Genomic DNA, 26,772 nt, shown 5'->3' with positions numbered 1-26,772 from the left:
TATAGATGCTGCGTAATCTGCACAGTAAGATCGTACAATGGAATTTTGATAAAAAAATGAGATGGTATATCGCGGGTATCATCTGTCTCTCGTCGGTTCTCATTTTTGTGGTGATCACAGGCGCTTACCTCATGTTCAGCATACAGCAGTCCAAAAAGATGGCGGAAGAACAGCTGTCATCCCTGGCGGCAAACTATGAGAGCACGCTGGATACTTATAAGGCACAGGCCCTGGCGCTGATGCTGGACAATTCGATCCAGGAATATTTAAAAGGCGGGGGCCCGGACAGCCCCGGTTACTATGAACGGACGGACAGCGCGCAGGAATCGCTGATGAATTTCACCAACATGAACGCCAGCATGAATTTCGTCTCCGTGGTCAGTTATCAGTTCCCAGGATACCTGTACAAGGGAAAAGCGACCCAGATCAATACCCGATTTTCCAGTTCCTATGAGCAGGACTATGACGGGAGTATAAAAGGGCCAGGGAAGGGCACGCTGCGCATGAGCTATAACGACGCTTATACCAGGGACGGGAGCTGTTCCCTGAATGTATACCAGCCGATCTATTCTTTGACATACCTGAACAAAGAAATGGGTCTCTTCTGTATGAATTATGAGGATAATTTTTTGAAAAATCTATCGGAGAAGAAATATTTTGATTTTGAATCGGAGATCTATATGATCGATAAGGCCGGCCGCCTGTTTTCTGCCTACGGAGAACAAAGCCAAGCACCGTTTCCGTGGATGGATCTGCTGGTAAAAGAGAAAGGGAGTTTTACCAGGGACAATACCATCTATAATTACCAGAAGATTGGTTCCTGGAACTTTTATATCATCAATCAGACCCCCATGTTTGAGTTTTATAAAAGCTGCGTGAGGATTATCCCGATCCTGGCGATCATTATCCTGCTGTTAAGCGCGTGCAGTATCTATGTGGGGAACTGCCTCATCCACAGAATGTACCGGCCGGTAGATCTGCTGGTAAAGGAGATGGAGCAGGTGGCGAATGGCCGTCTGGAAGTCAGAAGCAGCCCGGATTATGCGGGAAATGATTTCCGGCAGCTGATCGACGGTTTCAACTACATGATGGATGAGATCAACAGCCTGATCCGAAAGGTGAGGGCGGAGCAGCACCAGAAGGAGCAGATCCGGTTTAACGCGCTCCAGTCCCAGATCCAGCCGCATTTTCTGTATAATACATTGGAGTGTATCCACTGGCAGGCCATGGTGGAGGGGGCCGAAGACATCTCCATTATGGTGAAGGCTCTGGCCCAGTATTACCGCAGCTGCCTGAGCAAGGGCAAGGACGTTATCACGCTGGCGGAAGAGCTGGAACAGATCCGTAATTATCTGATTATACAAAATATGCGCTATGACAATATGATTGCATACCAGGATGAGGTAACAGAAGGGTTCCGCCATGTCCCGATCCCCAAGCTGACTTTGCAGCCGTTGGTGGAGAACGCCATCTATCACGGAATACGGAACCGGGAAAACGCCAGGGGCAGCATCCGTGTCAGCGCGGTAAACAGGGAGGACGCGGTGATTGTGCAGGTGGAAGATGACGGCGTGGGAATGCCGCTTCGGCAGATGGAACAGATAAACCGGACGATCGGTCAGTTTGACGAGGGGCTGGGATATGGACTGCAGAATGTAAATAAAAGAATCGAATTATTATTCGGGGAGGAATATGGGCTGTGCTACCGGTCAAATGACGCGGGCGGGGTTACCGTTGAGATCCGTCTGCCCGGACAGTGACAGCGGAAAAGAAACAAGCGGAAGGAATTGGGAAAGGGAGGGATTGGATGAAAGCACTGATCGTAGACGATGAAAAGATGATCCGGATCGGGATCCAAAAGGTAATCCGATGGGAGGAAATCGGCATAGAACAGGTATTCACCGCCGCCAGCGGGAAGGAAGCGTATGAGATCGTGGAGGAAGAAAAGCCGGAGATCATGGTCACCGATATCAATATGGCGGAGATGTCGGGCCTGGATCTCATAGAGCTGGTGAAATCCATTGTACCGGAGATGAGGATTATCGTTCTGACCGGATATGACAGATTCGAATATGCCAGGCAGTGCCTGCGCTTAAGCGTTCAGGAATTTCTGCTCAAGCCCATCGATGAGGAGGTCCTGACCCAGACGTTAAAAAAACAGGTCCAATATCTGGAAGAGTTAAAAGAGGCGGAGGGAGAGACAAATGTGTCCCGGGCCAGAGCGGCGGCAAAGCAGTATGAGCTGGAGAAAAAATTAAGCGACTACCTGCATGGGAAAATAACGGGGCAGGAAATCTTCACGGAAGAATTCTACCGGGAATACCCCTATGACAGCGGGCAAAGCATGCAGGCCGTCATTATCCGCCCTCCGCAGTTTGTACACCATTTGCAGGAGGAGGAAGAATACATCTCCCAAAGTATCCGCAACATCTGCATCGGATTTATCGATGCACAGGGAAAGGGCATCACCCTAGCGGATCATGACGGCAGGACCGTCATCTTGTATTTTGTGCAAAATGGAGCGCCTGAAGCGTTAAAAGACATAAAAAAGCTGACGGAAATCCTGAAAGACGAGTACAATGTGACACTGAAGGCCGTGATGGGCAGTGTGGTGAACGGCTTCCGGAATATAACGGTATCCTACAATGACGCCTGTCTGTTATTAGAGAAAAATAAAAACGATTTCCACGAGATCGTACAGAACCGGAATCTGCAAAAACGAGACAAATTGTTCAAGGAAGTCTTCTCGGAAATGAAAGCCGCCATGTGCGCCAACGTGGGAAACGCGGACTGCGTCATGAAAATATACGAGCGTTTTAAGCAGGCCCTGGAGTCTTACAGCGTACCGGGCGAGGATGTCAGTATGTGCTGCTATGAATTGGCCTCCTCCGTTTACTTCGTTTACTTAAGCGACTCAAAATCTTCTGCGGATGACCGCCTCCCCTCCTTTATGAAAATATTGATGAACGCCGGCCGGGAAGAAGCCTGTGAGATGACCGAGATCTTTCTGCAAAACCTGCTTCAGGGGGACGAAGAAAAAGAAGCCCATCAGGTGGTAACCAAGGCAAAACGCTACATAAAAGAACATTTGGCGGAGGAGATCTCCGTCTCCAGCCTGGCCTCGGCCCTCTATCTCACGCCCAACTATTTTTCACGGCTCTTTAAGCGGGTGACAGGGGAGGGGTGCAACGAGTATATCGTACAGGAGCGGATCGAGAAAGCAAAGCTGCTTTTAAAGACGACGAATCTGCGCACCAACCGAATCGCCGCCATGATCGGCTACCGGGATACCAACTATTTTTCACTGGCTTTTAAGAAAAAGACCGGCATGTCCCCGACGAAGTTCAGGGAACAGTACCGGTAGAAAAGACAAATTATTATAGAATGAGGGTAGTTTATTTGATTTCCCGGCAAAAGGGAACATGCTATTCTGGGTTCATAATAATTGAGAGGTGAATAGGATGTTTGACAGGGAAACAGCGGCAAGGAAAGCGAAAGAGCTGGTGGCGAAGATGACTGTGTTCGAAAAGGCGAGCCAGCTAAAGTATGATTCCCCGCCTATCAAAAGGCTGGGAGTTCCGGAATATAACTGGTGGAATGAGGCGCTGCATGGCGTGGCCAGAGCGGGAACCGCCACCGTATTCCCGCAGGCGATCGGCCTGGCGGCGATGTTCGATGAGGAGATGTTAAAGGCGATCGCGGAGGCGATCGCAGATGAGGGACGGGCGAAGTACAATGAATTTGTGAAGGAAGGGGACCGGGGCCTTCATAAAGGGATTACCTTCTGGTCTCCCAATGTCAATATTTTCCGGGATCCCCGCTGGGGGAGAGGGCATGAGACCTATGGCGAGGACCCTTATCTTACTTCCAGGCTTGGCGTGGCGTTTGTCAAGGGGCTGCAGGGAGACGGGGAAGTGATGAAGTCGGCGGCCTGTGCCAAGCACTTTGCCGTACACAGCGGACCGGAACACCTAAGGCATGAGTTTGATGCGCAGGTGAGCCGGAAGGATCTGTGGGAGACGTATCTTCCGGCCTTTGAGGCGCTGGTAAAAGAAGGGGATGTGGAATCCGTCATGGGCGCGTATAACCGGACGAACGGAGAACCGTGCTGCGGCAGCAAGACCCTTTTGAAAGATATTCTCAGGGATAAATGGGGATTTCAGGGACATGTGGTGTCTGACTGCTGGGCGATCCGGGATTTTCATGAACATCACAAGGTAACCAGCACCATGCAGGAATCCGCGGCAATGGCGCTTCACGCGGGCTGCGACCTGAACTGCGGAAATACCTATGTGTATCTGCTGGAGGCCTATCAGAACAATATGGTAACGGAAGAAGAGATCACCAGGTCCGCGGAGCGGCTGTTTACCACCAGATATCTGTTAGGGATTATGGGAGAAGGATCGGAGTACGACCAGATTCCCTATGATGAGGTGGAAAGCGAGGAACACATCGAACTGGCTCTTACCGCAGTCAAAAGGGGAAGCGTGCTGTTAAAGAATAACGGGATTCTTCCGGTTGACCTGCAAAAGACAAAGACGATTGGCGTGATTGGGCCTAACGCGGACAGCAGGATTCCGCTGTACGGCAATTATTACGGTATTTCCTCCGAATATATTACCGTGCTGGAGGGGATCAGGCGTGAGGCCGAAGGAAAGGCCAAGGTGCTCTATTCCGAGGGCTGCGCCATCAATACCCACAGCCGGACGAATCTGTTCTCAGAAGCGGTTACGGTGGCGAAGCACAGTGACGTGGTGATTCTATGCCTTGGACTGGATGAGCGGCTGGAAGGAGAGGAACACGATATCAGCAATCAGATCGGTTCCGGTGATAAGGAAGGTCTGGGACTGCCCCAGGTTCAGCAGGAGCTGATGGAACTGGTGGCTTCCGTGGGAAAACCCACCGTGCTGGTACTGATGGCTGGCAGCGCGATCGATCTGAATTATGCGGATGAGAACATCGACGGCATATTGGATGTGTGGTATCCCGGAGGCAGAGGAGGAAAAGCGGTGGCGGAGCTGTTGTTTGGAAAAGCCGCTCCTTCCGGAAAACTGCCGGTGACCTTTTACCGGGATCTGGAGGATATGCCGGAATTCACGGATTATTCCATGAAAAACCGTACATACCGGTATCTGGAAAAGAGCCCGCTGTATCCCTTCGGATACGGTCTGACCTACGGCTGTGCCGGAATAACCGAAGCGCAGGTAGTGGGGCAGCCGGGCCGGGATACGGATTTCGGGATAGAAGCAGAGGTACTAAACAGGCAGAATACCCCGGTGGATGAGGTGATCCAGGTATATATCAAGGATTTGGAAGCGGACTGCGCGGTTTTAAATCACAGCCTTTGCGCGTTTCAACGAGTGCATCTGGAACCGGGTGAAAAGAAAAGGATCACGCTTACGGTCCGGCATGAAGCGCTGACGGCGGTGGATAGGAATGGAGAACGTTCGGTCAAGAGCAGCCGTTTCCGCCTGTATGTGGGCTTCTCACAACCGGATGAGCGCAGCGTGGAACTGATGAAGCAGAAACCGGTAGAATTGATGATAACGATAAAGGATTAAAGATTTTAAGGAGAGGAAGAAAAGCGATGATAAAAGGATTGGCACACACAGCATTGAATGTCTCGGATATGAAGAAGTCTATCGATTTTTACTGCCGGGTTCTGGGCTTTGAGAAGGCTTTTGAGATGGCGCGGCCGGAAACAGGGGAACCCTGGATCGTCTATCTGTATGCAGGAGGCGGGCAGTTTATCGAATTGTTCTACGGCGGAGAGAATTTTACGGAATACAATGAGAAAAATATCGGGTTCTCCCACCTGTGTTTTGAGGTGGACGATATCCAGGGAATCGCGGATCAGATAGAGCGGGAAAGCGTAGAGTTAGACCGGCCGGTAAAATATGGCGTCGACCATAATTATCAGTGCTGGGTCAGAGATCCCGACCGGAACCGTATCGAGCTGATGCAGGTGGGAGAGGAATCTCCCCAGGTCGTGTTCCTAAAGAAAACGGGAAGATGGAACCGGGAATAGGGGCGGATGAAGAATGGATAAATTAGGCAGCAGTGAGATCGTGAAGATCGGTATCGTGGTGGATGACATCGAAAAAGCGGCGGAAAAATTCCGGGAAATTTTCCCCTTGGACCAGGAATTGACCGTGCGCCGGCCGAACCCGGATCAGGCGGTACAGGAGGGGCGGTATCAGAACTTCCGGGGTCAGCCGGTACGGGCGAAATTAAAAAGCCTGCTGGTTCCTCTGGAACCGGTCTATCTGGAGGTGCTGGAGCCCTGCGGCGATGATCCAAGCCCCTGGAAGGAGTTCCTGGACAAGAACGGCCCGGGCGTATGTTTTATTTCCTTCTATATTGACGGATTTGAGCAGACGCTGCAATTTATGGAAAACCATCAGATGCCTCCTGTGTTTATAGAGGAGAAAGGGTTTGAGCGTTACGCTTATTTTGACACCCTGGCAGAATTGGGAGTGACCTTGGAAGTAAAGGAGAGAAAACAGCGGTGAAGATCTTGATTACGGGGGCTTCAGGCGGACTGGGCAGCGTCCTGGCCGTTCTGGCGCTGGAACGCGGGCATCAGGTATATGCCGCCGGGCGCAGCAGGGAAAAAGTGGAAAAAGCCCTGGAGAGCGTACGGACGAAGGGATACCAGGGATACCGGGAATTACGGAAATCCCGGGCGCTGCGGATTCTGCCCCTTGACGTCACCAGCGAGGCGGACGCTAAGGCGTGCGCCCGGACGGTTCAGGAGGACGGCGGAGCGCTGGATGGGCTGGTGAACTGTGCGGCTATTATGATTGAGCGGGAAAAGACGCTGGAAGACCTGGATCTGGATCGGGTAGTGGAATCCTTCCAGGTGAATACGGTAGGGCCCATGCGTATGGTACAGCATCTTCTCCCCTGCCTGTACCGCGGTGAAAAAGCCTCCGTCATCAATATTTCCTCGGAGGCGGGAACCATTATCAACGCCTATCCGTCAAACTACGCCTACAGCATGTCGAAGACAGCGCTGAATATGTTCTCCGAAAGGCTCCGGGAAGCTATGCGGGAGAAGGATATCCTGGTGTACTCGGTACATCCGGGCTGGATGCGGACGAATATGGGCGGTACGGACGCTCCGGCGGATCCGGAGGATATCGCCAACGGTATACTGGATCTTATGGAGCGGAAGAAGCGGAGTTATTCGAAAATCAGCTTTATCGACGCCACAGGCCGCCCCATGCCGTTATGAAAACGGCGGGCAAAAGGAATAAAAGCAGGCGTATGGGCCGGCAGGAAAGGATGGTCAGATTGTGAAAAGGGTGGGAATAATCGGATGCGGGGAGATATCAAATATCTATCTGAACAATATAAGTCGGTATTTTCATGGACTTACGGTGGCGGCGTGCGCGGACATTGACCCAAACAGGGCGAGGCTGGCGGCGGACCGCCATGGAATAGCAAAAGCCTGTTCGGCCGAGGAACTGCTGGCGGATGCGGATATCGATGTGATACTGAATCTGACGGTGCCAAAGGTCCACTATGAGATTAACCGGCAGGCGCTGCTGGCCGGTAAGCATGTGTATTGTGAGAAGCCTATGGCGCTGTCCATGGACCAGGTGGAAGAATTACAGAGACTTTCCAGGGAGGGGCGGCTGGCCTTGGGATGCGCTCCGGATACTTTTCTGGGTCCGGCGCTCCAGACGTGCCGCAAGCTGATCGACGACGGATGGATCGGCCGGCCGGTGGCTGCTGTGGCAAATATGGTATCCCACGGACATGAGACCTGGCATCCGAACCCGGATTTCTTCTATCAGAAGGGAGGCGGCCCCATGATGGATATGGGGCCGTATTACATATCCGCTCTGGTGTCTATGCTGGGGCCGGTGTTGTCCACCTCCTGTTTCTGCGGACAGGGGCAGGAGAGCCGCAGGATCTATACCAGGGAGCGGTACGGACAGGAGATTCCCGTTGAGGTACCGACCCATTATGCGGGAATTCTGAAGTTTCGGCAGGGAACCATTGCCAGCCTGAATATGAGTTTTGATGTCTGGCTGTCGCATCTGCCGAAGCTGGAGATCTACGGGACAGAGGGGACTTTGGTGGTACCGGATCCGAACCGGTTTGACGGCGAGGTGAAATTGCTCCGTGCGGACAGCCTGATAAAAGAAGTGGACGGGAAAAAAGCCGGCGAGGCAGCCGGAATGCTCAGCAGGCCGGAAATGTGGGAGCATTTTAAAAGTATGCCGCGTATGTTCGGCCGGCCGGCCGAAAATATGAGAGGCCTGGGCCTTGCGGATCTGGCCGGAGCCTTGGAAGCGGGCCGGGAACACCGTACGAACCCGGAATTCACCGGTCATGTCACGGAAGTCCTGTTAAGTTTTGAAAAAGCGCAGCGGGAGGGTGTACAGCACATGCGCACAACCTGCGCCAGGCCGGAACCTATAAAGCTGTGATTTAGGGAGCTGTGACATAGAAAGCGGTGACTTGACAGAAAGGCACTTGAATGGAGGAAAAATCTTGTACAGTGATCAGTTATTAAACGAGTTAAGAGAAAAGGCAAGAATTCTGCGAAGGGATGTAATCGTCAGCATAGGGGTGGGCGTTGCCGGTCATATCGGAGGGTCCAACTCGGCGGCGGATCTTGTGGCCGCCCTGTATTTTTATAAAATGCATCATGATCCGAAAACCCCGAAGCTGGAGGACAGGGACCGGTTCCTGTTAAGTAAAGGCCATGTAGCCATCCTTCAGTATGCGGCGCTGGCGGAAAGCGGCTATTTCCCGGTGGAGGACTTAAAACATACCAAAGAGATCGGATTCTATCTCCAGGGACACCCGGATGTACAGAAGACACCGGGAATAGAAGCGGGAACCGGATCGCTGGGGCAGGGGCTTTCGATCGGTCTTGGTATGGCTCTTGGTATGAGGCTTAAAGGGATCGACCGCCGGGTCTATGTGCTGTTAGGAGACGGGGAACTGGCGGAAGGCCAGGTATGGGAGGCTGCGATGGCGGCGTCCGCGTACCATGCCGACCGTCTGGTAGCCATTGTGGATCAGAACGGGCTGCAGGCCAACGGCTGGATCGAGGAGCGCTATAACAGCTATCCGATCCGGGAAAAGTGGGAGAGCTTCGGATGGAGGGTGCTTGAGACGGACGGACATGATATGGAACAGATTCTAACCGTCTTGGACGACGCTTCCCGTCCCGAAGGGAAACCTACGGTGATATTGGCTAAAACCATAAAGGGAAAAGGGGTCAGCTTCGCAGAAAATGTGGTCGGCTTTCACAATGGAATGCTTACGGAGGAACTGTACCGGAAAGCGCTGGCGGAATTAAGCTGAGAAAAGCGAAAGGAATTGGGAGGACAACATGAGTGATACAAATCAAAGGATAGCGTACGGGAAGACTCTTGTGGAGCTGGGCAAAGAGAACAAGCGTATCGTGGTGCTGGATGCCGACCTGGGCGGTTCTACCATGGGAAAATTGTTTGAGCAGGCTTATCCCGAACGGCATTTTGAATGTGGGATCGCAGAAGCGAATATGACATCGATGGCGGCCGGACTGGCTCAGGCCGGGATGATTCCATTTACGAATTCCTTCGCGGTATTTGCGGGAGGCAGGGCCTATGACCAGATCCGGCAGACCATCGCGATCGGAGAACTGAATGTGAAGATCTGTGGTTCCTCAGCGGGCCTGTCCGATTTTGGAGATGGGGCCACGCATCAGTCGGTGGAGGATCTGGCGGTCATGCGGGCTATTCCGAACATGACTGTTCTAAGCCCGGCGGATGCCAGGGAGACTGCGGCGGCCGTGAAGGCTATGGTGGAATGGCAGGGCCCCTGTTATATACGGTTAAACCGGAATGATCTGAATAATGTGACTCCGGAGGGAAAACCGTTTCAGATCGGAAAACCCTATGTGGTGCGGGAAGGAAATGAGATAGCCGTACTGGCCACCGGAGTGATGGTGGAAAAGGCGCTGGAGGCGGCTTATACGCTTAAAGACAAGATTTCTGTGCGGGTGGTAAATGTCAGCACGATTAAACCGCTTCATACGGCGGCCGTGAAAGAGGTGATAGCTGGCTGCAAGGGCGTGGTCACCGCGGAAGAACACAGCGTGATCGGAGGTCTGGGCAGCGCGGTCTCCGAATGCCTGCGGCTGGAACGGATTCCAATCGATTTTGTCGGAATCCGGGACCGGTTCGGCAGCAGCGGACACTGCTACCAGGATGTGCTGGAATATTACGGGCTGACCAGCGAGCATATCGTGGAAACGGTCCTGGAATTGTATAAGGAAATATAATTTAATGCGCGGGACATGCGCCACAGGAGGAAAAAATGAAGATCGGATTTATCGGACTGGGTATTATGGGAAAACCGATGGCCTTAAACTTGCTCAAGGCGGGAATGGAATTGACCGTCTATGATATCGAAGAAAGCAAAAGACAGGAACTGGCAGAGGCGGGAGCCAAGACAGCAGCCGGCGCAGGGGAAGCGGCGCGGGGAAATAAAGTAATCATAACGATGCTGCCCAACAGCCCCCATGTCAGACAGGCCGTGCTTGGCCCGGATGGAGTCTTAGACGGAGCGGAACCCGGCAGTATTCTCATCGACATGAGTTCTATCGCACCCCTGGAGTCCCGGGAGATCAGCCGGGCCTGTGAACAGAGGGGAGTGCGCATGATCGATGCGCCGGTTTCCGGCGGAGAACCGAAGGCGGTCGACGGCACACTGGCCATTATGGCAGGTGGGGACCGGACGGTATTCGAGGAAGTATATGAGATTCTGATGCTGATGGGAAGCAGCGCGGTATACTGCGGAGAAATCGGCGCGGGAAATACGACGAAGCTTGCGAATCAGGTGATCGTCGCGTTAAATATTGCGGCGGTATCGGAGGCATTTACCTTAAGCGTAAAGGCCGGAGTGGACCCGGAGAAGGTTTTTGAGGCTATCCGCGGGGGCCTGGCCGGATCTGTGGTGATGGATGCGAAGATCCCTATGATACTGGACGGGAACTTTAAGCCGGGATTCAAGCTGGATCTGCATATCAAAGACCTGGATAATGCGCTGGCGACCGGACATGGGCTGGGAGCTCCTCTGCCGCTTACTTCCATGGTGATGGAAATGATGCAGTCCCTGCACGCGGATGGACACGGACAGTGTGACCACAGCGGACTGGCGCTCTTTTATGAAAAATTATGCGGCGCGAAGATCCGGCGGATAACAGAAGAAAATGGAGAAATGATATGAAGGCAGCGGAATATTTGGAAGGGCTATTTTCATTAGAAGGAAAACACATAGCGTTTACGGGAGCCGCGGGGGGAATTGGAAGAGAGCTGGCTCTGGGACTGGCCCGGGCGGGGGCTTTTATGGCCCTGTGTGACACGAACGCAGAGGGGATTAAGGAATTGCAGGCGCAGATAGAGGAAGAAGGGGGAAACGCTTCCTGCCATTGCCTGAATGTAACCGAGCCGGAGCAGGTTCAAAAGTGTACAAAAGAGATAGCGGGGATTCATGGCAGGATTGATGTTCTGGTGAACTGCGCGGGGATTAATAAAAGGGAAGGCTTTCTGGATGTGGAGGAGAGTACCTATGACAAAATTATGGCGGTAAACCTTAAGGGGACGTTTCTGATGTCCCAGGCGGTGGCGCATATTATGAGAAAGCAGGACTCGGGTAGTATTATCAATATCGGTTCCCATAATACCGGCTGGGTTCTGGGAGGCTGCAGCGTATACGCGGCCACCAAGGCGGGGGTAATGTCCCTCACCAAATCCCAGGCGGTGGAATGGGCGAAATATCATATCCGGGCCAACTGTATCAGCCCCGGACATATAAAAACCCAGCTGACCACGTCAACCTGGGAAAATCCGCGGAAGGCGGGATATCTGCTGGAGCGGATCGCTATGGGCAGACCGGGTTACCCGGAGGACATTCTGGGGGTCTGCATTCTGCTGGCGTCGGATGCCTCCGTGTACATTACCGGGTGCGAATACCGGGTGGACGGAGGCTGTATCGCAGGCGGGCAGCCATGGGAATATGATACGAAGTATGAATAAGGCAACTTAGACAAGGGAGCGTAAAAATCGGTATTAACCGACAGCCCCCTTGACAATTTAGTGTATCTTATTTGTTTCCATTTAGAATGTCCAAAAACTCTCGTGCAGTCACTATAAAAGGTTTTGCGGGAAAATGTTTCAGATTTCCGGTTACAAGGTAGGCTTCATCTTCACCTTTCTCCAGAACGACTTCATAAAACGGAAGGTCCTTTATATCGGATAAAATTTCACATGCCGGTGTAGGAACAAGCATCTCTCCATATTTTTCAATGACATAAATTAAGGAGCTGACTGTTTCCTCCGAAAATCCAAATTTTTTTCGTCTTAATACCTCGGCATATTCTCGTAAGATTTCCTCGCTCAATAGTGGAATCACTTCGCCGGAGAACAGTTTTCCCACTACTTGAACAGTAGCGGCATTATCGTGACTTGACAAGAGTGCAGATACCAGCACATTGGTATCAATCACCGCATAACAAATCACTCTGTTGCCTCCTCATATCTGGATTTACGAATCTCATCATTGATTTCATCAAGGGACAAGTCCTGCACACCGTTTTCCTTTGCCTGTGCCCGAAGTGCCATAAATGCCTGCATACCACTCTGTCTTGTGAAATTGCTGGATGCCTGGATTTCAAACGGGATTCTCTTTTCCCGAACAACAGCACGGGCAAACACATTAAACGCAGTAGTCGCATTCATTCCAAACTCGGAGCAAAGGGCATCAAACTGTCGTTTTAAGCTTTCGTCCATTCTTACACTGAAAGTTGCTAATGCCATAACAACACCTCCTTACACTCTCATTATATGCAATTCGGTTGTTAATATCAATAATTTTCAACCTATTGGGTGTGTTTTATTTAAAAAATCCGGGAAAAGTGGTCAGCTTTGGGAAAATGTGGTCAGCTTTCACAGAGGTATTTTCATTAGAAGGAAAACACATAGCATTTACGGGAGCCGCGGGGGGAATTGGAAGAGAGCTGGCTCTGGGACTGGCCCGGGCGGGGGCTTCCATGGCCCTGTGTGACAGGAACGCAGAGGGGCTTAAGGAGTTGCAGGCGCAGATAGAGGAAGAAGGGAGAATCGCTTCCTGTCATTGCCTGAATATAACCGAGCCGGAACAGGTTCAAAAGTGTGCAAAAGAGATTGCGGGGATTCATGGCAGGATCGATGTTCTGGTGTACCACGTCAACCTGGGAAAATCCGCGGAAGTGGGGATATCTGCTGGAGCGGATCGCTATGGGCAGACCGGGTTATCCGGAGGATATTGTGGGGGTCTGCATTCTGCTGGCGTCGGATGCCTCCGCGTACATTACCGGGTGCGAATACCGGGTGGACGGAGGCTGCATCGCAGGCGGGCAGCCATGGGAATATGATACGAAGTATGAATAAGGCAACCGGATAGCCAGGTGCTTGTACCCGGAAGTAACCCCAAAACTGCCTAAACTACAAATTGAACCGCAGAAATAGCTATGATATAATATGGTCAATAAAATAGGTACAGGCGCAGTAAGTGGCAAAGGGGGTTTTGTATGGGTGTTTTTAAGAGGGCATATTTATACGTCACCAGGAAAAAAGTGAGAAGTATTCTATTGTTCCTGATCATGCTTGTGACGGGCCTTTTCCTGCTGGTAGGACTCTCGATCCGCGCCAGCGCCCAAAAGGCCGCGGATGAAGTGCGAAAGACCATGAACACCGGACTCGTATTGGAAATGAATCCGATATCGGGGGAGCATCTGTTTGAACTGGCTCAAAATGAGGACGGGGAGATGGAGCGGAGGCTGAAGGTGCCCCTGCTGACCCAGTCCAAGCTGGAACAGCTGCTGGATATCGATGGAGTCTGCGGATTTTTTTCCGAAATGGGGCATGAAACCTTATATACCGGCCTGGAGGTAAGGCCGGGAGGGTATTCGAAGGAGCTGCAGCAGATAGAAGAAACGGACCCGCAGGGGCTGGACGAGAGCCTGCGGCAGAGCAGGCTTTCCGATGAGACCTATTCCCATACCAATGGTTTTTATCTGATCGAAGACGGCCGGTGGCATCCATTTTTCGCTAACGGCGCATTGGAGCTGACACAGGGCCGCCATATCGAAACAGGAGATTATGGAAAGGCTGTCATCTCAGAGGAGCTGGCAAAGATGAACGGGCTTCAGATCGGTGACCGGATCAATTCTTATAATTTTGATTTTATCACCGGGGAGCGATATGGGACGGCGTTTGAGTCGGAGATCGTCGGGATTTTCCGGATCAATTTCGAACAGGATCTGTCTAACTGGACTTCCGAGGACAATATCTTTGCCAATATTATCTTCGCAGACCCCAACATGCGGCATTGGGCGCAGGTTGAATACAATACCCATTACGGCAATGACGTGCTGGCCCGTGAAAGCGACCGGGTGATCAGTGAAGTGACCCTGTTCGTGGAAGACCCTCTGCTGCTGGATTCCGTAAAGGAACAGGTCCTGGCAAACGATACGGTGGACTGGAGCTACTATAGCTTGAAACGCTACGATCACGACTATCAGGCCGCGGCCGGCCCGCTGCGGACGATGGTAAAGCTGTCCACGGTGCTGGCTGTTATAATGGCCGCGGGAGCGCTGGCGGTCCTTTCCCTGATTCTGACTATGTGGGTGCGGAGCAGAAAGCGGGAGATCGGCATACTGGCCTCCATCGGGGTGAAAAAGCAGACAACCCTGGCCCAGTTCCTTCTGGAATGCTGTGTAGTGGCCGCAGCGGCCTTTCTGCTGGCCGGTCTGCTGGCCGGGCCGGTAACCGATGTGATCGGGAATGGGCTGGCGGGAATGGTCAGCTCGCCGGGCAGCGCCCAGCCCTTCGAGGTAGTCATAGACCAGCAATCCAATGTGATGGTTAATAAAATGCCGGACGCTGAGGTGTCGCTTACGTATCATCTGACGCCGGGAACCGCATCGGGGGTATTCCTGACCATGCTGCTGGTGTCGGTCACATCTGTGGTCGTCTCATCCATGCGGGTGATCAGGCAGAAGCCGCGGGATATTCTGGGAGGAGGGTGATGCTATGCCGGCATATCGCAGAGCGTATCTTTTTGTTATTCGGAAAAAAGGAAAAACGGCGCTGCTGCTGGTCACATTTCTGGTCATTATGACCCTGCTGCTGGCAGGGATGGCGGTCAACCGGGCCGCTAAGACAGCGGCGGCTCAGCTGCGGGAAAGCATAGGCGGATATTTTAAGATCGCGCCCGATTACCAGAAGATGAATATCCGGCAGTTCACGGACCGGCAGCTGATCGATCAGGTGATGGAAACAGAGGGGATAAAAGCGTATAACGCCATGGATACCTGGTATCTGAGCGTGCCGGAGCTGACCCTAAAGCCCGGAAAGTTCACCGGGGAAGGCGACGGCAAAGCGCAGATGACCCGCCTGCTGGGCAATAACGACAGCAGCCTGCATGAATATTTTGTGCTGAATATTTTTACCCTGGAAGAAGGCCGGCATCTGAAGCCGGACGATACGGGGCAGGCGTTAATATCGCGGGAATTAGCGCAGATGAATCAGCTGAAGACGGGCGATACCTTTACCGCATATCTAACAGAAGACGGCACTGTGGCAGGTGAAGCTGCCGGCGCGGGCGCTTCGGAGGACGGCTACCGGCTGCAGATCGCAGGCATTTTTGATGAAATGCACACGGAGGCCGGAAACCAGAACACACCGGAATGTGACCTGCCGGCTAACTTCATTTTCATAGACGCCGCAACCAGTCAGGAAATTGGCCGGAAACTGCAGGGGACGGTACAGAGATATTTTAACGGGGGAGCCGCATTTTTCGCCAGAGACCCAAAAGAATTGGATCGGATTGTGCAGGAGGTTCAAAGGCTTGATGGGGTGGACTGGGATTCCCTGAAACTGACCGTTAATAATACGGCTTATCAAAAGAGTGTGGAACCGCTGGACAGGCTGAGCGGAATGACTTTTCTGATGGTGGGGCTGATCACGGTAATCAGTGTGAGCCTGCTCTCATTGCTGCTGACCCTGTGGGAGCGGGACCGCATTCATGAGGCAGGGGTGCTGATGGCTTTTGGGATTTCCAAGAGGAATATTCTGTGGCAGCATTTTCTGGAGTGCGGTCTTATCTTTGCACTGGCCTTTTGCCTGGCGGCCGCCGTTTCCTTTCCTTTGTCCCGGCAGGCCGGGAAGGTGCTTTATCATGATGCCGCAGGGGAGGCAAAGGAGAATACGGAAGCGGTATCCTACACGTTCACGAATGATCCCGTGGACGTGGATGCGGCAGCGCCGGAGGTAAACTTCGGGGCGGAGCTGCGGCTCCCGGCGCTTGCCTTGTCCGGCGTTATGGGGATCGTGATTGTCGGTATTTCGGTGGGAATATCTTTTCTTGTGATCGTACGCAGGAAGCCGAAGGAACTCTTAACGGTCATGGAATAAGAAAATTTGCAGATCGGCAGGATCATAGTCCTTTGGGAGCTATGGGATACGGGAGGTTAGAATGAACATATTGGAAGCGAGACAGGTTTTCTATTATTATACGGAAGGCAGGCCGGTTTTGAACGGGATTGATCTGGGATTTGAAAAAGGAAAAATGTATGTGATATTGGGGCCGTCCGGCTGTGGAAAGACCACGCTGCTATCTTTGCTGGGAGGCATGGACGTTCCAAGCGCAGGCCAGGTCATATTTAACGGAAAAGAAATCCGGGAAATCGGGCTGGAACGGTACCGGCGGGAAGGCGTCTCCTTTGTGTTCCAGAACTATAATTTGATCGACTATATGACGCCGGAAGAGAATGTGTGCCTGACCGCGAAGGAGGAGCCGCTTCCGGTGCTGGCCAGGCTGGGGCTGACCGGGGAGGAGGCCAGGCGTAATGTACTGAAGCTGTCCGGCGGCCAGCAGCAGCGGGTGGCGATCGCCCGGGCATTGGCGTCTCAGGCCCCTGTGATCCTGGCAGATGAGCCAACCGGTAACCTGGATGAGGCGACGGCCCGGGAGATCACGGCGGTGTTCAAGGATGCGGCAAAAACCTATGGACGGTGTGTGGTGATGGTATCCCATTCCAATGAAGTGGCAAAAGAGGCGGATGTGGTGATTACCTTACATGGCGGCCAGGTGGCATAAAGCCGTTACATATACAAACAGTAAGTTTCGAAATTGGAGGGACTGGCTCTTCCGGGCGGCGGCAGATTCGGAGGAGGCCGGTCCCTCCTTAATTCTGTATTGCTATTTTCAAGAGAGTGTATTATACTGATAAAAATGATGTGACAACCTTGTCATGTTGAAAAAGGAGAGGACCATCCATGCCCACGTCTACATTCGAAAATCTCCCACCGCCCAAAAAAGAACGGATCATAGAAGCCGCCATCGACGAATTTGCCAGGTACCGTTACTCAGACGCGTCCATCAACCGGATTGTCAAAGCGGCCGGTATCCCCAGGGGGAGCTTTTACCAGTATTTTTCAGGGAAAGAGGATCTCTATATGCTGATTCTAGATAAGATCGGCCATGAGAAGCTGGAAATATTTTCAAGGTACCCGAAACCTTCCGGCGACATCACCTTTTTCGAAGCGGCGCTTGCCTCTATTCCGGGGATATTGGAATGGATCGAGCTTTGTCCCAGGTACAATCAGATCGGAATGCTGATGGCGCAGGATGACAGCGAGTTCATCCGGCATATCGTGGGACAGATGGGCCGGTCCCAGAGCGAGGTGCTTGAGTATCTGCGGCAGGATCAGCGAAAAGGCCTGGTGCGAAAAGACGTGGATCTGGATCTGGTGATCGAGATGATCTTACCGCTGGCCACTTCGCTTCTTCAGGATTTTTACAGCAAGGGAGGGCGGGAAGAGGCTCTCGAAAAAATAAAGCAGGTCTTCGAAATTCTGATATACGGAATTGCAGAAAAGGGGGTGCAGCATGCCGGAAACCATACTTCGGGGGGAAGCCTTAAGTAAAACCTACGGCAGTGCCGGCGTTGAGGTCAACGCCTTGACGGAAGCGGCTTTTGATATCGCGGCAGGTGAATTTATCGTGGTGCTGGGGCCGTCCGGCTCAGGAAAAAGTACGCTGCTTAATATGCTGGGGGGAATGGACCGTCCCAGCGCCGGACATATCTGGTACCGGGACAGGGAGCTTACGCAGTTAAATGACGTGCAGCTGTCGGAATACCGGAAAGACACCGTAGGCTTTGTGTTCCAGTTCTTTAACCTGATCCCGTCCCTGACCGCAAGGGAAAACGTAGCCCTTGCCGCCAGTATCGTCTCCTCCCCCATGAATCCCGACGAAGCGCTCTCGATGGTGGGGCTTAAGGAGCGGAGCAGGCATTTTCCATCCCAGCTCTCAGGCGGGGAGCAGCAGCGGGTATCCATCGCGCGGGCGATCGTGAAGAATCCAGGCCTGCTGCTGTGCGACGAGCCCACCGGCGCTCTGGACAGCAAGAACAGTATCGCCGTGGTGAATCTGCTGCTGGAAGTCCGGAAACGTCTGGGCTGTGCGGTGATCACCATCACTCATAACGCGGGGATGGCCCAGGTGGCCGACCGGGTGTTCTATATGCGGGACGGGCGCATCGAACGGGTGGAAGTAAACCCGGCTCCCGTATCTGCGGAGGAGATGACATGGTAGGATATCTGTTCCGGAAGATGCTTCGGGATATGCGCAAAGGAGCCGCTTCCTATATCGTGGCAGCGGTTATTGTGATGACGGGGTTCGCAGGATACTCGGTGATGTCGATCGCGGCGGACCAGCTGGAAGATTCCAAGGATTATTTTTTTGAGAAGACCAATTTCTGCGACGCGTTTGCGGAGGTGCAGGAAGCACCGGCCTCGGCCGTGAAGGAGCTGGAGCGCATCGAGGGAATCAGCAGGGCACAAGCCCGGCTGGTGAAAACAGCGCGGGTGGCGGGGCTGCCGGCGGAAGCGGAGTTAAAACTTATCTCTGTCAGCGGGGACGGCTATAATCTGCCTCTGTTATCACGGGGAATGATGCCCCAGGCGGGAGAAAGGCAGATCATCCCGGGAGATGGTTTCAGCAAGGCATGGGATCTGTCGCCGGGCGATTCCCTGAAGCTCTCCGTTGGGGGCCGGGAAACCGCATTTACCATAGTGGGCGCCGGGATATCGCCGGAGAATATTTATCTGGTGAAAAATATCAACGAACTGCTGCCTACGCCGGATACTTATGACGCCGCGTTTATGGATTACGATATGATGGCGAGATTATACGGCATGCAGGGACGGGCCAATAATTTCGTCCTGACCCTCCGGCCGGACGCGGACTGGGAACAGGTCCGAAAGGATGTGGAAGAAACCCTGAAACCCTACGGCTGCTACCGGGTCTATGAAAATAAAGAGGAACTTTCCGTCTCGGTTCTGGAAATGGAATTAGAACAGCTTAATAAAGTGACGGCAGCCATTCCCTTCCTGTTTCTGATGGTGTCGTCGATCATCCTGTACATAACGCTGCACCGGCTGATCGAACAGCAGCGGACCCAGATCGGCACGCTGATGGCGCTCGGCATTCCGGCCCGGTCCATCGCCTGGCATTATACCGCTTATGGAGCTGCGGTTGGACTGGCAGGCGGATTTTTCGGAGGGATAGGCGGGAGTATGGCCGCGGGACCGATGGCGGATTTTTACCGGGTATATTTCAGCCTTCCAAAAGTGTCGTCGCCGGTCTCGCCGCGCTATATGATCATCGGTATTTTTGCCGCTACCCTTTTTTGTGCGGTGGTGGGAGGCTTGTCCGTGAAATCGGCAACCAGGCTGGCGCCGGCGGAGGCGCTTCGTCCCGCCCCGCCGAAGAATGCAAGGCAGCTGTTCCTGGAGAAGATCCCGGGATTTACCGGACTGTTTACTGTGCCGGGAACCATGGCGGTGCGCAGTATCGCCCGTAATCCCAGGCGTTCGGCGCTCTCGCTGTTCGGGATCGCCTGCGCCTATATGATTACGGCGACCCTGGTCTCTATGAATTCGCTGTTTGACGTCTTTTTGTTTGATTATCTGGAAAAGAACCAGCAGCAGGACATAACCGTATCCTTCAGCGCCCCGGTGGCAGCCGGTGATGCACGGCGCGCGGTGCGAAGCCCCGGTATCGAACGGATCGAGGGGATCGTGGAGGTACCGGCGGTCCTGCGGGGGCCGGGCGATGAGATCGACTCCGTGATCCAGGGGATTCCCCAGGACTCCGAGCTGTGCCGCCTTTATGGCGAGGACGGGCAGGAGGTCCGGGTACAGCCGGAAGGACTGGTCCTGTCGGTCCACATGGCCGGGAGGCTTGGCGTGTCGCCCGGCGACCTGCTGGAAGTGGAGGTGTCTTACCCGGAAAAACGTATCAGCCGGGTTCCGGTGACCGCAGTGTTCTCCCAATATCTGGGCAGCAGCGCCTATATGTCCCTTCAAGGGGTAGAAAAGATCAGCGAATACCGGGATGCCTATACTTCCATGTTGATCAAGGCGCCGGAGCCGGTGCGCCAGGAATTGCTAAACCGGCTGGATGACGCTACATCGGTAACCACGATTCAGAACCGGCAGCAGCGGGTGGACCAATACCGGGGCATGATGGGGAACTTAACCGGTATCATGGGAGTGATGGCGTTCATGGGAGTGCTGGTGGGGCTGGCGGTAATCTACACCAGCTCGCTGATCAGCTTCGAGGAGCTTAAGCGGGAGCTTGCCACTTTGCGGATGCTGGGCCTGTCCGACCGGCAATGCCTGGACACCGTATCGGTCAGCCAATGGCTGCTCACCTTCGGAGGAGTGATACTGGGCGTTCCGATGACCATGGGCGCCAGCAGGCTGATTTCCAGCACGATGGCTCTGGAGCTGTTCTCGATTCCGGACTTTGTGGACGGCGCTTCCCTGCTGGTATCCGTGGGGCTTATTTTCCTGGCGGTGGCGATGAGCAACCGGGCGATCTTAAAGAAAATGAAAAAAATCACGCCGGTGGAACTTCTGCGTGAACGAGAATAAACGGGGGATTCAACATGAAAAAAAGATATAAAATATTGCTTGCGGTCGTCTTAGTGGTACTTTGCGCCGGCGCCGGCGCGTTCTATCTGCTGCAGTCCCTGCCGGTGCAGGCGGAAGCTCCCGTACGGGGCCCCCTTGCGGAGAAAGTTACGGAGCAGGGGCATCTGGCGCCCGGACACAGCATCACCATCAACGCGAACATGACGGGAACCGTCAGGGAAGCGCCTGTTAAAGTGGGGCGGAAAGTGCAGGAAGGGGATACTCTTCTGGAGATCGACACGTCGGTTGTGAAAAAGGAACTTCAGAACCAGATCGATTCCCTGAAGCTTCAGCAGTCGGCTATTTACTCCGAGAATAAGAACGCGAAGGCGGAGATATCCGTAAGGCGCGCCCAGCTGGAGCAGCAGCTGTCGGCCGCCAGACAGGAGTATGACCGCCTGTTCGGAGAAGGAGGGACGGCAAACGCCCAGCTCTCCATCGCCCGGATCAACTATGAGCAGGCGGTCCAGTCCTATGAAAACGCCCGGGATTATTACAAGGATATGCCTGGCAGCTACACTCCGGGGGAAGGGGAAGTGCAGGCGCTGCAAAGCCAGATGAATGCGGCGGAGGATCAGCTGATCATTGCCCAGAACAATAGTTCCGACACCACCCGGGCTTATTATGAAGAGACGATCGCCTCCTGTGAGGAGCAGTTAAAAGCTCTGGGCAAGAGCGGCTCCAACACAGATAACAGTTCCTATGCGGCGGCACAGCAGCTTCAGATCACGATCGACGATCTGGAAGAAAAGATGGAGCGGGGCCCGGTGACCGCGCCTGAGACAGGGGTTCTGTGGAACCTGCTGGCGGATGTGGGGGGATTCGTCACGGAAAACCAGCCGGTGGCGGTCATCTATGACGAAGAGGGGATGTTAATACAGGTGTCCCTGCTTGCCGAGGACGCGCTGGCTCTGAAGACAGGGGATACCGCGGTGTGCACCCTGGCGGACGGGACCTCCTTTGAGGCGGCTGTGGATTTCATTTCTCCCGTGGCGGACGATGTGGTATCTACGGTGGGCCTGACCGAAAACCGCTGTACGGTGGAATTATCCGCCGGGAATCTTCCGGCCGCGATCGGAGCCGGGTATGAAGTGGATGTCACATTCACCTTTACCGCCGCCGAAGACGTGTTATCCGTCCCGATCGGAAGCCTGATCCCGGACGGGGCGGGCAGCTCCATATATGTAATCCGAAAGAACAAAGCCGTACTGGTACCGGTGGAAACCGGCGTGCAGAGCGCCGGCCGGGTGGAGATCCGCTCCGGGCTTAAAGAAGGGGAGACCGTCATCACAAACCCCTATGACAGCAAAGTAAAAGACGGCAGCAGAGTCACATACTGATGAGAGGGGACTGGCTCATTTTAGCCGGATGAGAGGGGACTGGCTCATTCCGGACGGCGACTGACCTATAGGAAAGAGTAAAGCGAGGAAGGTGCCTGTCCCCGGATGCCGGCACGAATCGAGGCTCCGTATTCGGGCGGGCATCCGGGGACAGTCCCTTTCCTCTTTCGACATTCTTGCAGGCCTGCTGCGCTGCCGGAAAGGGACAGTCCCCTCCCACACCGGAAAATAAAGGAGAGGGAAAGGATCAAAAGGTTATGGGAGAGATGAGAGTGGAACAGCGTCAGGATGGAGAAAACAGGCAGAATGCGATTATAAGCGGGGTAATCTGGAAACAGCTGCTTCTTTTCGCCCTGCCCCTGCTGATCGGGAACCTGTTCCAGCAGTTGTATAATACGGTGGATTCGGTTATCGTCGGCAACTATGTGGGAAAGAATGCCCTGGCGGCCGTCGGCTCCAGCATGTCTATTATAAATATGCTGATCGGTTTTTTCCTGGGGCTGTCCACAGGCGCAGGCGTCATCATATCCCAATATTACGGGGCGGATGCGAAAAAGGAACTGCACGACGCCGTGCACACCACCATAGCCATGATTCTGATCAGCGGCGTATTCCTGACCTTCTGCGGGATACTCTTCATCCCGGCTATACTGAGGATGATGGGCACTCCTGCGGAGGTGATGGAACTTTCGGTCCGTTATCTGAAAATCTATTTCGCAGGAATCCTGTCCCTGATGATCTATAATATGGGAGCGGGAATCCTGCGCGCAATCGGTGATTCCAAGCGCCCCCTATATTATCTGATCGCCTCCAGTCTGGTAAATGTGGCCCTGGACCTGATCTTTGTGGTATGTTTCAAAATGGGAGTGGCCGGTGTGGCATACGCCACCATCATAGCCCAGACCGTATCGGCGGTTCTGATTATCATCCGCCTGATTCGGACTACGGAGTCCTACCACCTGATTCTAAGAGATCTGAAAATACATAAAATATACCTGTTGAAAATTCTGCGGGTGGGCCTGCCCGCGGGCTTGCAGCAGTCCATTATCGCGTTCTCAAACGTTATCGTCCAATCCAAGATCAACGGTTTCGGCGCGGCAGCCATGGCGGGCTGCGGGGCCTACACAAAAGTGGACGCTTTTGTCATCCTGCCTTTTATGAGCCTGAGCCTGGCCGGCACAACCTTTGTCGGGCAGAACATCGGCGCCCGCAGATATGACCGGGTCCGAAAAACCGCCCGCGCAAGTTTTATCATTACCCTCATTATCACCCTGACCCTGTCCGTCCTTGTCTATCTGTTCGGACCTGTCATCCTGCGGATCTTTACCAAGGAACAGGATGTTATCCACTACGGAAGTTACATGCTGAAGACCCTGGCCCCGTTCTACCTCTTCGTGGCGTTCGCCAATGTATGCAGTGGTATCATCAGAGGTTCCGGCCAGACCGTTATCCCTATGCTGATCATGGTGGGGACTATGTGTGTCGTCCGGGTCGTCTGGCTTACGGTTATGACTCCCATTATGCAGGATATCATGGTCGTGTTCCTGGGCTATATTATCACCTGGGTGCTCTGCGCGGCTCTGATGCTGGCCTACTACCTCCTGGGCTCCTGGCTCACCCGGTACGAAAAACCGCAACCTCGTTGAACAGCGGCCGGAGACGTGTTAATATATATGGTTCGTATTTCCTGGGGGCTTCGTATGTCCGCTGCTTAGGGCTTTGAAACGCAGACGGTATACGGGGACGCTGCGGGCGGCCGGATTCTTTTGTATCTCTCTGGAAGCGTATAGGGCGGCTGAGAATACGCTTAGTGAAACTGAAAAGCCGGATTCAGGATGCACGGCGGACTTCACGTCCGACGGGCAAGAGCCTATTCACCGGGAACACATCAGGTGTTCCCGGTGAATAGGCTCGGTTCCTGAACCCGGCTTTTCGATTTCACTTAGCGTATTCCAGCGCTAGCCCTCCGCGCTTCCAGGGAGATACAAAAGAATCCGGCCGCCCGCAGCGTCCCCGTATACCGTCTGCGTTTCAAAGCCCTAAGCAGCGGACATACGAAGCCCCTTCGTTTCTTTCATTCTCTGTCCGGACAGGAATCATATCCAAAATTCCGAATACGGAAATGGTTTCGGTACTGGGAAGGGGATATCCCCTTTTTCTTCTGGAAAAGCCGGATAAAATATTGATAATTGCTGAACCCGCAGGAATAAACGATTTCATTGATAGAATATTCCGTTGTGGAAAGCATCTCAGCAGCGGTGGAGATACGCACGTCCATCAAATACTGCTGCACGGAAACCCCAAAGCACTCCTTAAAAACGCGGTACAAAGTGGCCCGGCTGACACAGGCGGCATGAGCGACATCGTCCACCGAGATATCGTACGAGTAGTTGCGGAAGATATAATCTGTGGCCAGAGCCGCGGTATCGTTGAGCTCCGAATCTTCGGGACGCCTGATATTACCTTTGATCGTGGACAGGAAAGAGAGAAATGCTCCCGCGATAGCGAATTCCCGTCCCGCATTCAAATATTTACTCTCCAGAATTTGACGCATATAAGCGGCGGATTTTTCCGGGTCGATGGTGGTATACACCGGCAGAGAAGGGGACAGGCCTATATTTTCTAATATATCCTCACAGTACTGGCCGCTGAAGCCGACCCAGGAATACTCCCAGGGATCGGTCTCATCAGCCAGATAGGTCACCATGGTATTCGGACATATCAGGAATCCCCAGCCGGCCTGCATGTGATAAGATTTATCTCCCAGGGAAAACCATCCCTGCCCGGAGTTGATATAGTGAAGCAGATAATGTTTACGAACAGCCGGACCAAACTGATGCTTCGGCGAACATACTTCGCTGCCGCAATAATGGATGATTAAAGGTGGTTTTTGAGCGGAATATTTCGACATGAAGGTACTCTCCTTTCAGTTTCAGTATAGCATTTATCATAAAGTTGCACAATGAATACCGGGCCCCTTGAAACAAATGGTGTAAAAAATGAATCAAAAAACAACTGTAAAAGGTGAGTTTGTTTGCTATTATGAACAATATGAACGGTTGCATAGACAACTGCTCTGGAATGGGCCAAACGCTCAGTAAGAAAAGGAGGAATATCATGTACGTAAAACGGCCGCCAATGGGCTGGAATTCCTGGAATGCATTTACGAACAAAATCAATGACGAAATCATCCGGGAGACCGCGGATGCTATGGTTGAGAGCGGGCTTGCCAAGGCAGGATACAATTATCTCGTCATCGACGATGCGTGGCTCGAGCGGGAAAGGGACAAGAAGGGAAATCTGGTGGTGTGCCTGGCCAAATTTCCCCATGGAATGAAATCGGTGGCGGACTATGTCCACAGCAAGGGGTTTAAATTCGGTATGTATTCAAGCGCCGGTATCCGCACCTGCATGGATTTTCCCGGAAGCTTCGGACATGAGTTTCAGGACGCCAAGTTTTTTGCCGATATCGGAGTCGACTTTTTAAAGTACGACTACTGTTACAAACCTTCTCAGGCGGACGGGCCGATGCTGTATAACCGGATGAGCATGGCGCTTAAAGCTACAGGCCGCGATATTGTGCTTTCGGCCTGTAACTGGGGAAGGGATGACACGCCCCAATGGGTACGTTCCACAGGCGCGGGAATGTTCCGTTCTACGAGGGATATCACGGATACCTACGAATCGATCCGCAGTATCGCGCTGAGCCAGCTTGATAATCTGCCCTACAGCGCTCCGGGATGCTTTAATGATCTGGATATGCTGGTGGCCGGGCTTTACGGAAAGGGCAGCATTGGTTTCGGCGAGGGGTGTACCGATGTGGAATACCGGCAGCACTTCGCATTCTGGTGCATGCTATCCGCGCCGTTGGTGCTGGGGATGGACATACGGTCGATGTCAGATGAAACATACCGCCTGCTGACAAACCGTGAACTGTTGGATATCGATCAGGATGAGGAAGCCAGGCCACCTTACATTCATAAGCTCCAGTTCAATGACGATGGCCTCGGGAACGAAAACATGCGTGTGCTGTTTAAACATTTGAGCGATGGAACCTACGCCATCGGGATCTTTAACTTTGGGGATGAAGATACAAAAGCCAGTGTGCGGTTCTATGATATCGGTATCGACAGCAGATGCGGATATGGTTTCCGGCTGAAGGATATTTTTACCGGGGAAGACGCCGGCACATATCATGAGATCTACACGCAGCAGATACCGGCCCACGACTGCCGGATCTATCGGGCGGAACTGGTGGAATGCGGTTATGGGGGGCTATAGACAAATCCGGTGTTATCAATGCCAAAAGCCGCTGACTCATGATGAGATCGGATTGTTCCGGCGGCTGGTTAACCGGGGCGCACAAGAATGCCTGTGCCTTAATTGCCTGGCCCGCGCTT

At 53.2% G+C, this 26,772-nt stretch carries 24 protein-coding genes and 1 pseudogene; 22 read left to right on the top strand and 3 right to left on the bottom strand.

Going from position 1 to position 26,772, the window contains the following annotated elements:
• Positions 1-5: 5 nt before the first annotated feature.
• The 11 genes from KTH89_RS09585 to KTH89_RS09535 all read left to right on the top strand — a co-directional run bounded on the left by KTH89_RS09585 (position 6) and on the right by KTH89_RS09535 (position 12,044).
• Positions 6-1,760: a sensor histidine kinase gene (locus KTH89_RS09585; protein WP_158345455.1), complete on the top strand. Its 1,755-nt coding sequence runs from the start codon at positions 6-8 to the stop codon at positions 1,758-1,760.
• A 47-nt stretch (positions 1,761-1,807) separates the two neighbouring features.
• Positions 1,808-3,364: a response regulator transcription factor gene (locus tag KTH89_RS09580; RefSeq protein WP_238721477.1), complete on the top strand. Its 1,557-nt coding sequence runs from the start codon at positions 1,808-1,810 to the stop codon at positions 3,362-3,364.
• 97 nt (positions 3,365-3,461) lie between these two features.
• On the top strand, positions 3,462-5,561 hold the full coding sequence (locus KTH89_RS09575; RefSeq protein ID WP_158345453.1) for a glycoside hydrolase family 3 protein: 2,100 nt from the start codon (positions 3,462-3,464) through the stop codon (positions 5,559-5,561).
• Positions 5,562-5,587: 26 nt separating this feature from the next.
• On the top strand, positions 5,588-6,028 hold the full coding sequence (locus KTH89_RS09570) for a VOC family protein (RefSeq protein ID WP_158345452.1): 441 nt from the start codon (positions 5,588-5,590) through the stop codon (positions 6,026-6,028).
• Between the two features lie 13 nt (positions 6,029-6,041).
• Positions 6,042-6,512 carry a VOC family protein gene (locus KTH89_RS09565; protein WP_158345451.1) on the top strand — a complete coding sequence of 157 codons (471 nt, stop codon included), beginning with the start codon at positions 6,042-6,044 and terminating at the stop codon, positions 6,510-6,512.
• Positions 6,509-7,237 carry an SDR family NAD(P)-dependent oxidoreductase gene (locus tag KTH89_RS09560; RefSeq protein ID WP_238721476.1) on the top strand — a complete coding sequence of 243 codons (729 nt, stop codon included), beginning with the start codon at positions 6,509-6,511 and terminating at the stop codon, positions 7,235-7,237. The genes KTH89_RS09565 and KTH89_RS09560 overlap by 4 nt, the downstream gene beginning before the upstream one ends.
• A 61-nt stretch (positions 7,238-7,298) precedes the next feature.
• A complete protein-coding gene (locus KTH89_RS09555; protein ID WP_238721475.1) occupies positions 7,299-8,441 on the top strand; it encodes a Gfo/Idh/MocA family protein in 1,143 nt (380 codons plus the stop codon).
• 61 nt (positions 8,442-8,502) lie between these two features.
• Positions 8,503-9,327 carry a transketolase gene (locus KTH89_RS09550; RefSeq protein ID WP_408639960.1) on the top strand — a complete coding sequence of 275 codons (825 nt, stop codon included), beginning with the start codon at positions 8,503-8,505 and terminating at the stop codon, positions 9,325-9,327.
• Positions 9,328-9,355: 28 nt separating this feature from the next.
• Positions 9,356-10,288, top strand: a complete 933-nt coding sequence (locus KTH89_RS09545; protein WP_158345447.1) for a transketolase family protein — start codon at positions 9,356-9,358, stop codon at positions 10,286-10,288.
• A 35-nt stretch (positions 10,289-10,323) separates the two neighbouring features.
• On the top strand, positions 10,324-11,235 hold the full coding sequence (gene garR, locus KTH89_RS09540; RefSeq protein WP_158345446.1) for a 2-hydroxy-3-oxopropionate reductase: 912 nt from the start codon (positions 10,324-10,326) through the stop codon (positions 11,233-11,235).
• Positions 11,232-12,044, top strand: a complete 813-nt coding sequence (locus tag KTH89_RS09535; protein WP_238721474.1) for an SDR family NAD(P)-dependent oxidoreductase — start codon at positions 11,232-11,234, stop codon at positions 12,042-12,044. Before garR ends, KTH89_RS09535 begins: the two co-directional genes overlap by 4 nt.
• A 67-nt stretch (positions 12,045-12,111) precedes the next feature.
• Here KTH89_RS09535 and KTH89_RS09530 read toward each other — a convergent pair whose 3' ends face one another.
• The gene (locus tag KTH89_RS09530) at positions 12,112-12,528 is read right to left on the bottom strand and encodes a putative toxin-antitoxin system toxin component, PIN family (protein ID WP_238721473.1); all 417 of its coding nucleotides are present in this window, start codon (positions 12,526-12,528) and stop codon (positions 12,112-12,114) included.
• Positions 12,525-12,824, bottom strand: a complete 300-nt coding sequence (locus KTH89_RS09525; protein ID WP_158345443.1) for a type II toxin-antitoxin system RelB/DinJ family antitoxin — start codon at positions 12,822-12,824, stop codon at positions 12,525-12,527. Before KTH89_RS09525 ends, KTH89_RS09530 begins: the two co-directional genes overlap by 4 nt.
• Before the next feature lie 116 nt (positions 12,825-12,940).
• Between KTH89_RS09525 and KTH89_RS25100 the strand changes: the two are divergent.
• The 10 genes and pseudogenes from KTH89_RS25100 to KTH89_RS09475 form a co-directional block, all read left to right on the top strand.
• Positions 12,941-13,177 (top strand): annotated as a pseudogene (locus KTH89_RS25100) (SDR family NAD(P)-dependent oxidoreductase); the annotation flags it as partial.
• A gap of 25 nt (positions 13,178-13,202) precedes the next feature.
• Positions 13,203-13,436, top strand: coding sequence for an SDR family oxidoreductase (locus KTH89_RS09515; RefSeq protein WP_238721482.1), 234 nt, complete (start codon positions 13,203-13,205; stop codon positions 13,434-13,436).
• 140 nt (positions 13,437-13,576) lie between these two features.
• The gene (locus KTH89_RS09510; protein ID WP_238721472.1) at positions 13,577-15,076 is read left to right on the top strand and encodes an ABC transporter permease; all 1,500 of its coding nucleotides are present in this window, start codon (positions 13,577-13,579) and stop codon (positions 15,074-15,076) included.
• Positions 15,077-15,080: 4 nt separating this feature from the next.
• Positions 15,081-16,463: an FtsX-like permease family protein gene (locus KTH89_RS09505; protein ID WP_238721471.1), complete on the top strand. Its 1,383-nt coding sequence runs from the start codon at positions 15,081-15,083 to the stop codon at positions 16,461-16,463.
• A 61-nt stretch (positions 16,464-16,524) separates the two neighbouring features.
• Complete coding sequence (locus tag KTH89_RS09500; protein WP_158345439.1) at positions 16,525-17,148, top strand: ABC transporter ATP-binding protein; 624 nt, start codon at positions 16,525-16,527, stop codon at positions 17,146-17,148.
• 179 nt (positions 17,149-17,327) lie between these two features.
• The gene (locus tag KTH89_RS09495) at positions 17,328-17,978 is read left to right on the top strand and encodes a TetR/AcrR family transcriptional regulator (protein ID WP_158345438.1); all 651 of its coding nucleotides are present in this window, start codon (positions 17,328-17,330) and stop codon (positions 17,976-17,978) included.
• On the top strand, positions 17,941-18,648 hold the full coding sequence (locus KTH89_RS09490; protein WP_158345437.1) for an ABC transporter ATP-binding protein: 708 nt from the start codon (positions 17,941-17,943) through the stop codon (positions 18,646-18,648). The genes KTH89_RS09495 and KTH89_RS09490 overlap by 38 nt, the downstream gene beginning before the upstream one ends.
• Positions 18,642-20,993 (top strand): ABC transporter permease, encoded by a 2,352-nt coding sequence (locus tag KTH89_RS09485; protein ID WP_238721470.1) that lies wholly within the window; start codon positions 18,642-18,644, stop codon positions 20,991-20,993. Before KTH89_RS09490 ends, KTH89_RS09485 begins: the two co-directional genes overlap by 7 nt.
• 14 nt (positions 20,994-21,007) lie before the next feature.
• On the top strand, positions 21,008-22,372 hold the full coding sequence (locus KTH89_RS09480) for an efflux RND transporter periplasmic adaptor subunit (RefSeq protein ID WP_238721469.1): 1,365 nt from the start codon (positions 21,008-21,010) through the stop codon (positions 22,370-22,372).
• Between the two features lie 257 nt (positions 22,373-22,629).
• On the top strand, positions 22,630-24,018 hold the full coding sequence (locus KTH89_RS09475; protein ID WP_238721468.1) for an MATE family efflux transporter: 1,389 nt from the start codon (positions 22,630-22,632) through the stop codon (positions 24,016-24,018).
• A 428-nt stretch (positions 24,019-24,446) separates the two neighbouring features.
• Here KTH89_RS09475 and KTH89_RS09470 read toward each other — a convergent pair whose 3' ends face one another.
• Positions 24,447-25,283 (bottom strand): AraC family transcriptional regulator, encoded by an 837-nt coding sequence (locus tag KTH89_RS09470; RefSeq protein ID WP_238721467.1) that lies wholly within the window; start codon positions 25,281-25,283, stop codon positions 24,447-24,449.
• A gap of 206 nt (positions 25,284-25,489) precedes the next feature.
• Between KTH89_RS09470 and KTH89_RS09465 the strand changes: the two genes are divergently transcribed.
• The gene (locus KTH89_RS09465) at positions 25,490-26,653 is read left to right on the top strand and encodes a glycoside hydrolase family 27 protein (RefSeq protein ID WP_238721466.1); all 1,164 of its coding nucleotides are present in this window, start codon (positions 25,490-25,492) and stop codon (positions 26,651-26,653) included.
• Positions 26,654-26,772 lie beyond the last annotated feature (119 nt).

It is taken from the genome of Diplocloster agilis, assembly GCF_019042275.1.
Taxonomy (GTDB): domain Bacteria; phylum Bacillota; class Clostridia; order Lachnospirales; family Lachnospiraceae; genus Diplocloster; species Diplocloster agilis.
The sequence above is the reverse complement of the archived record's forward strand: the minus strand, read 5'-3'. Positions and strand labels throughout refer to the sequence as shown.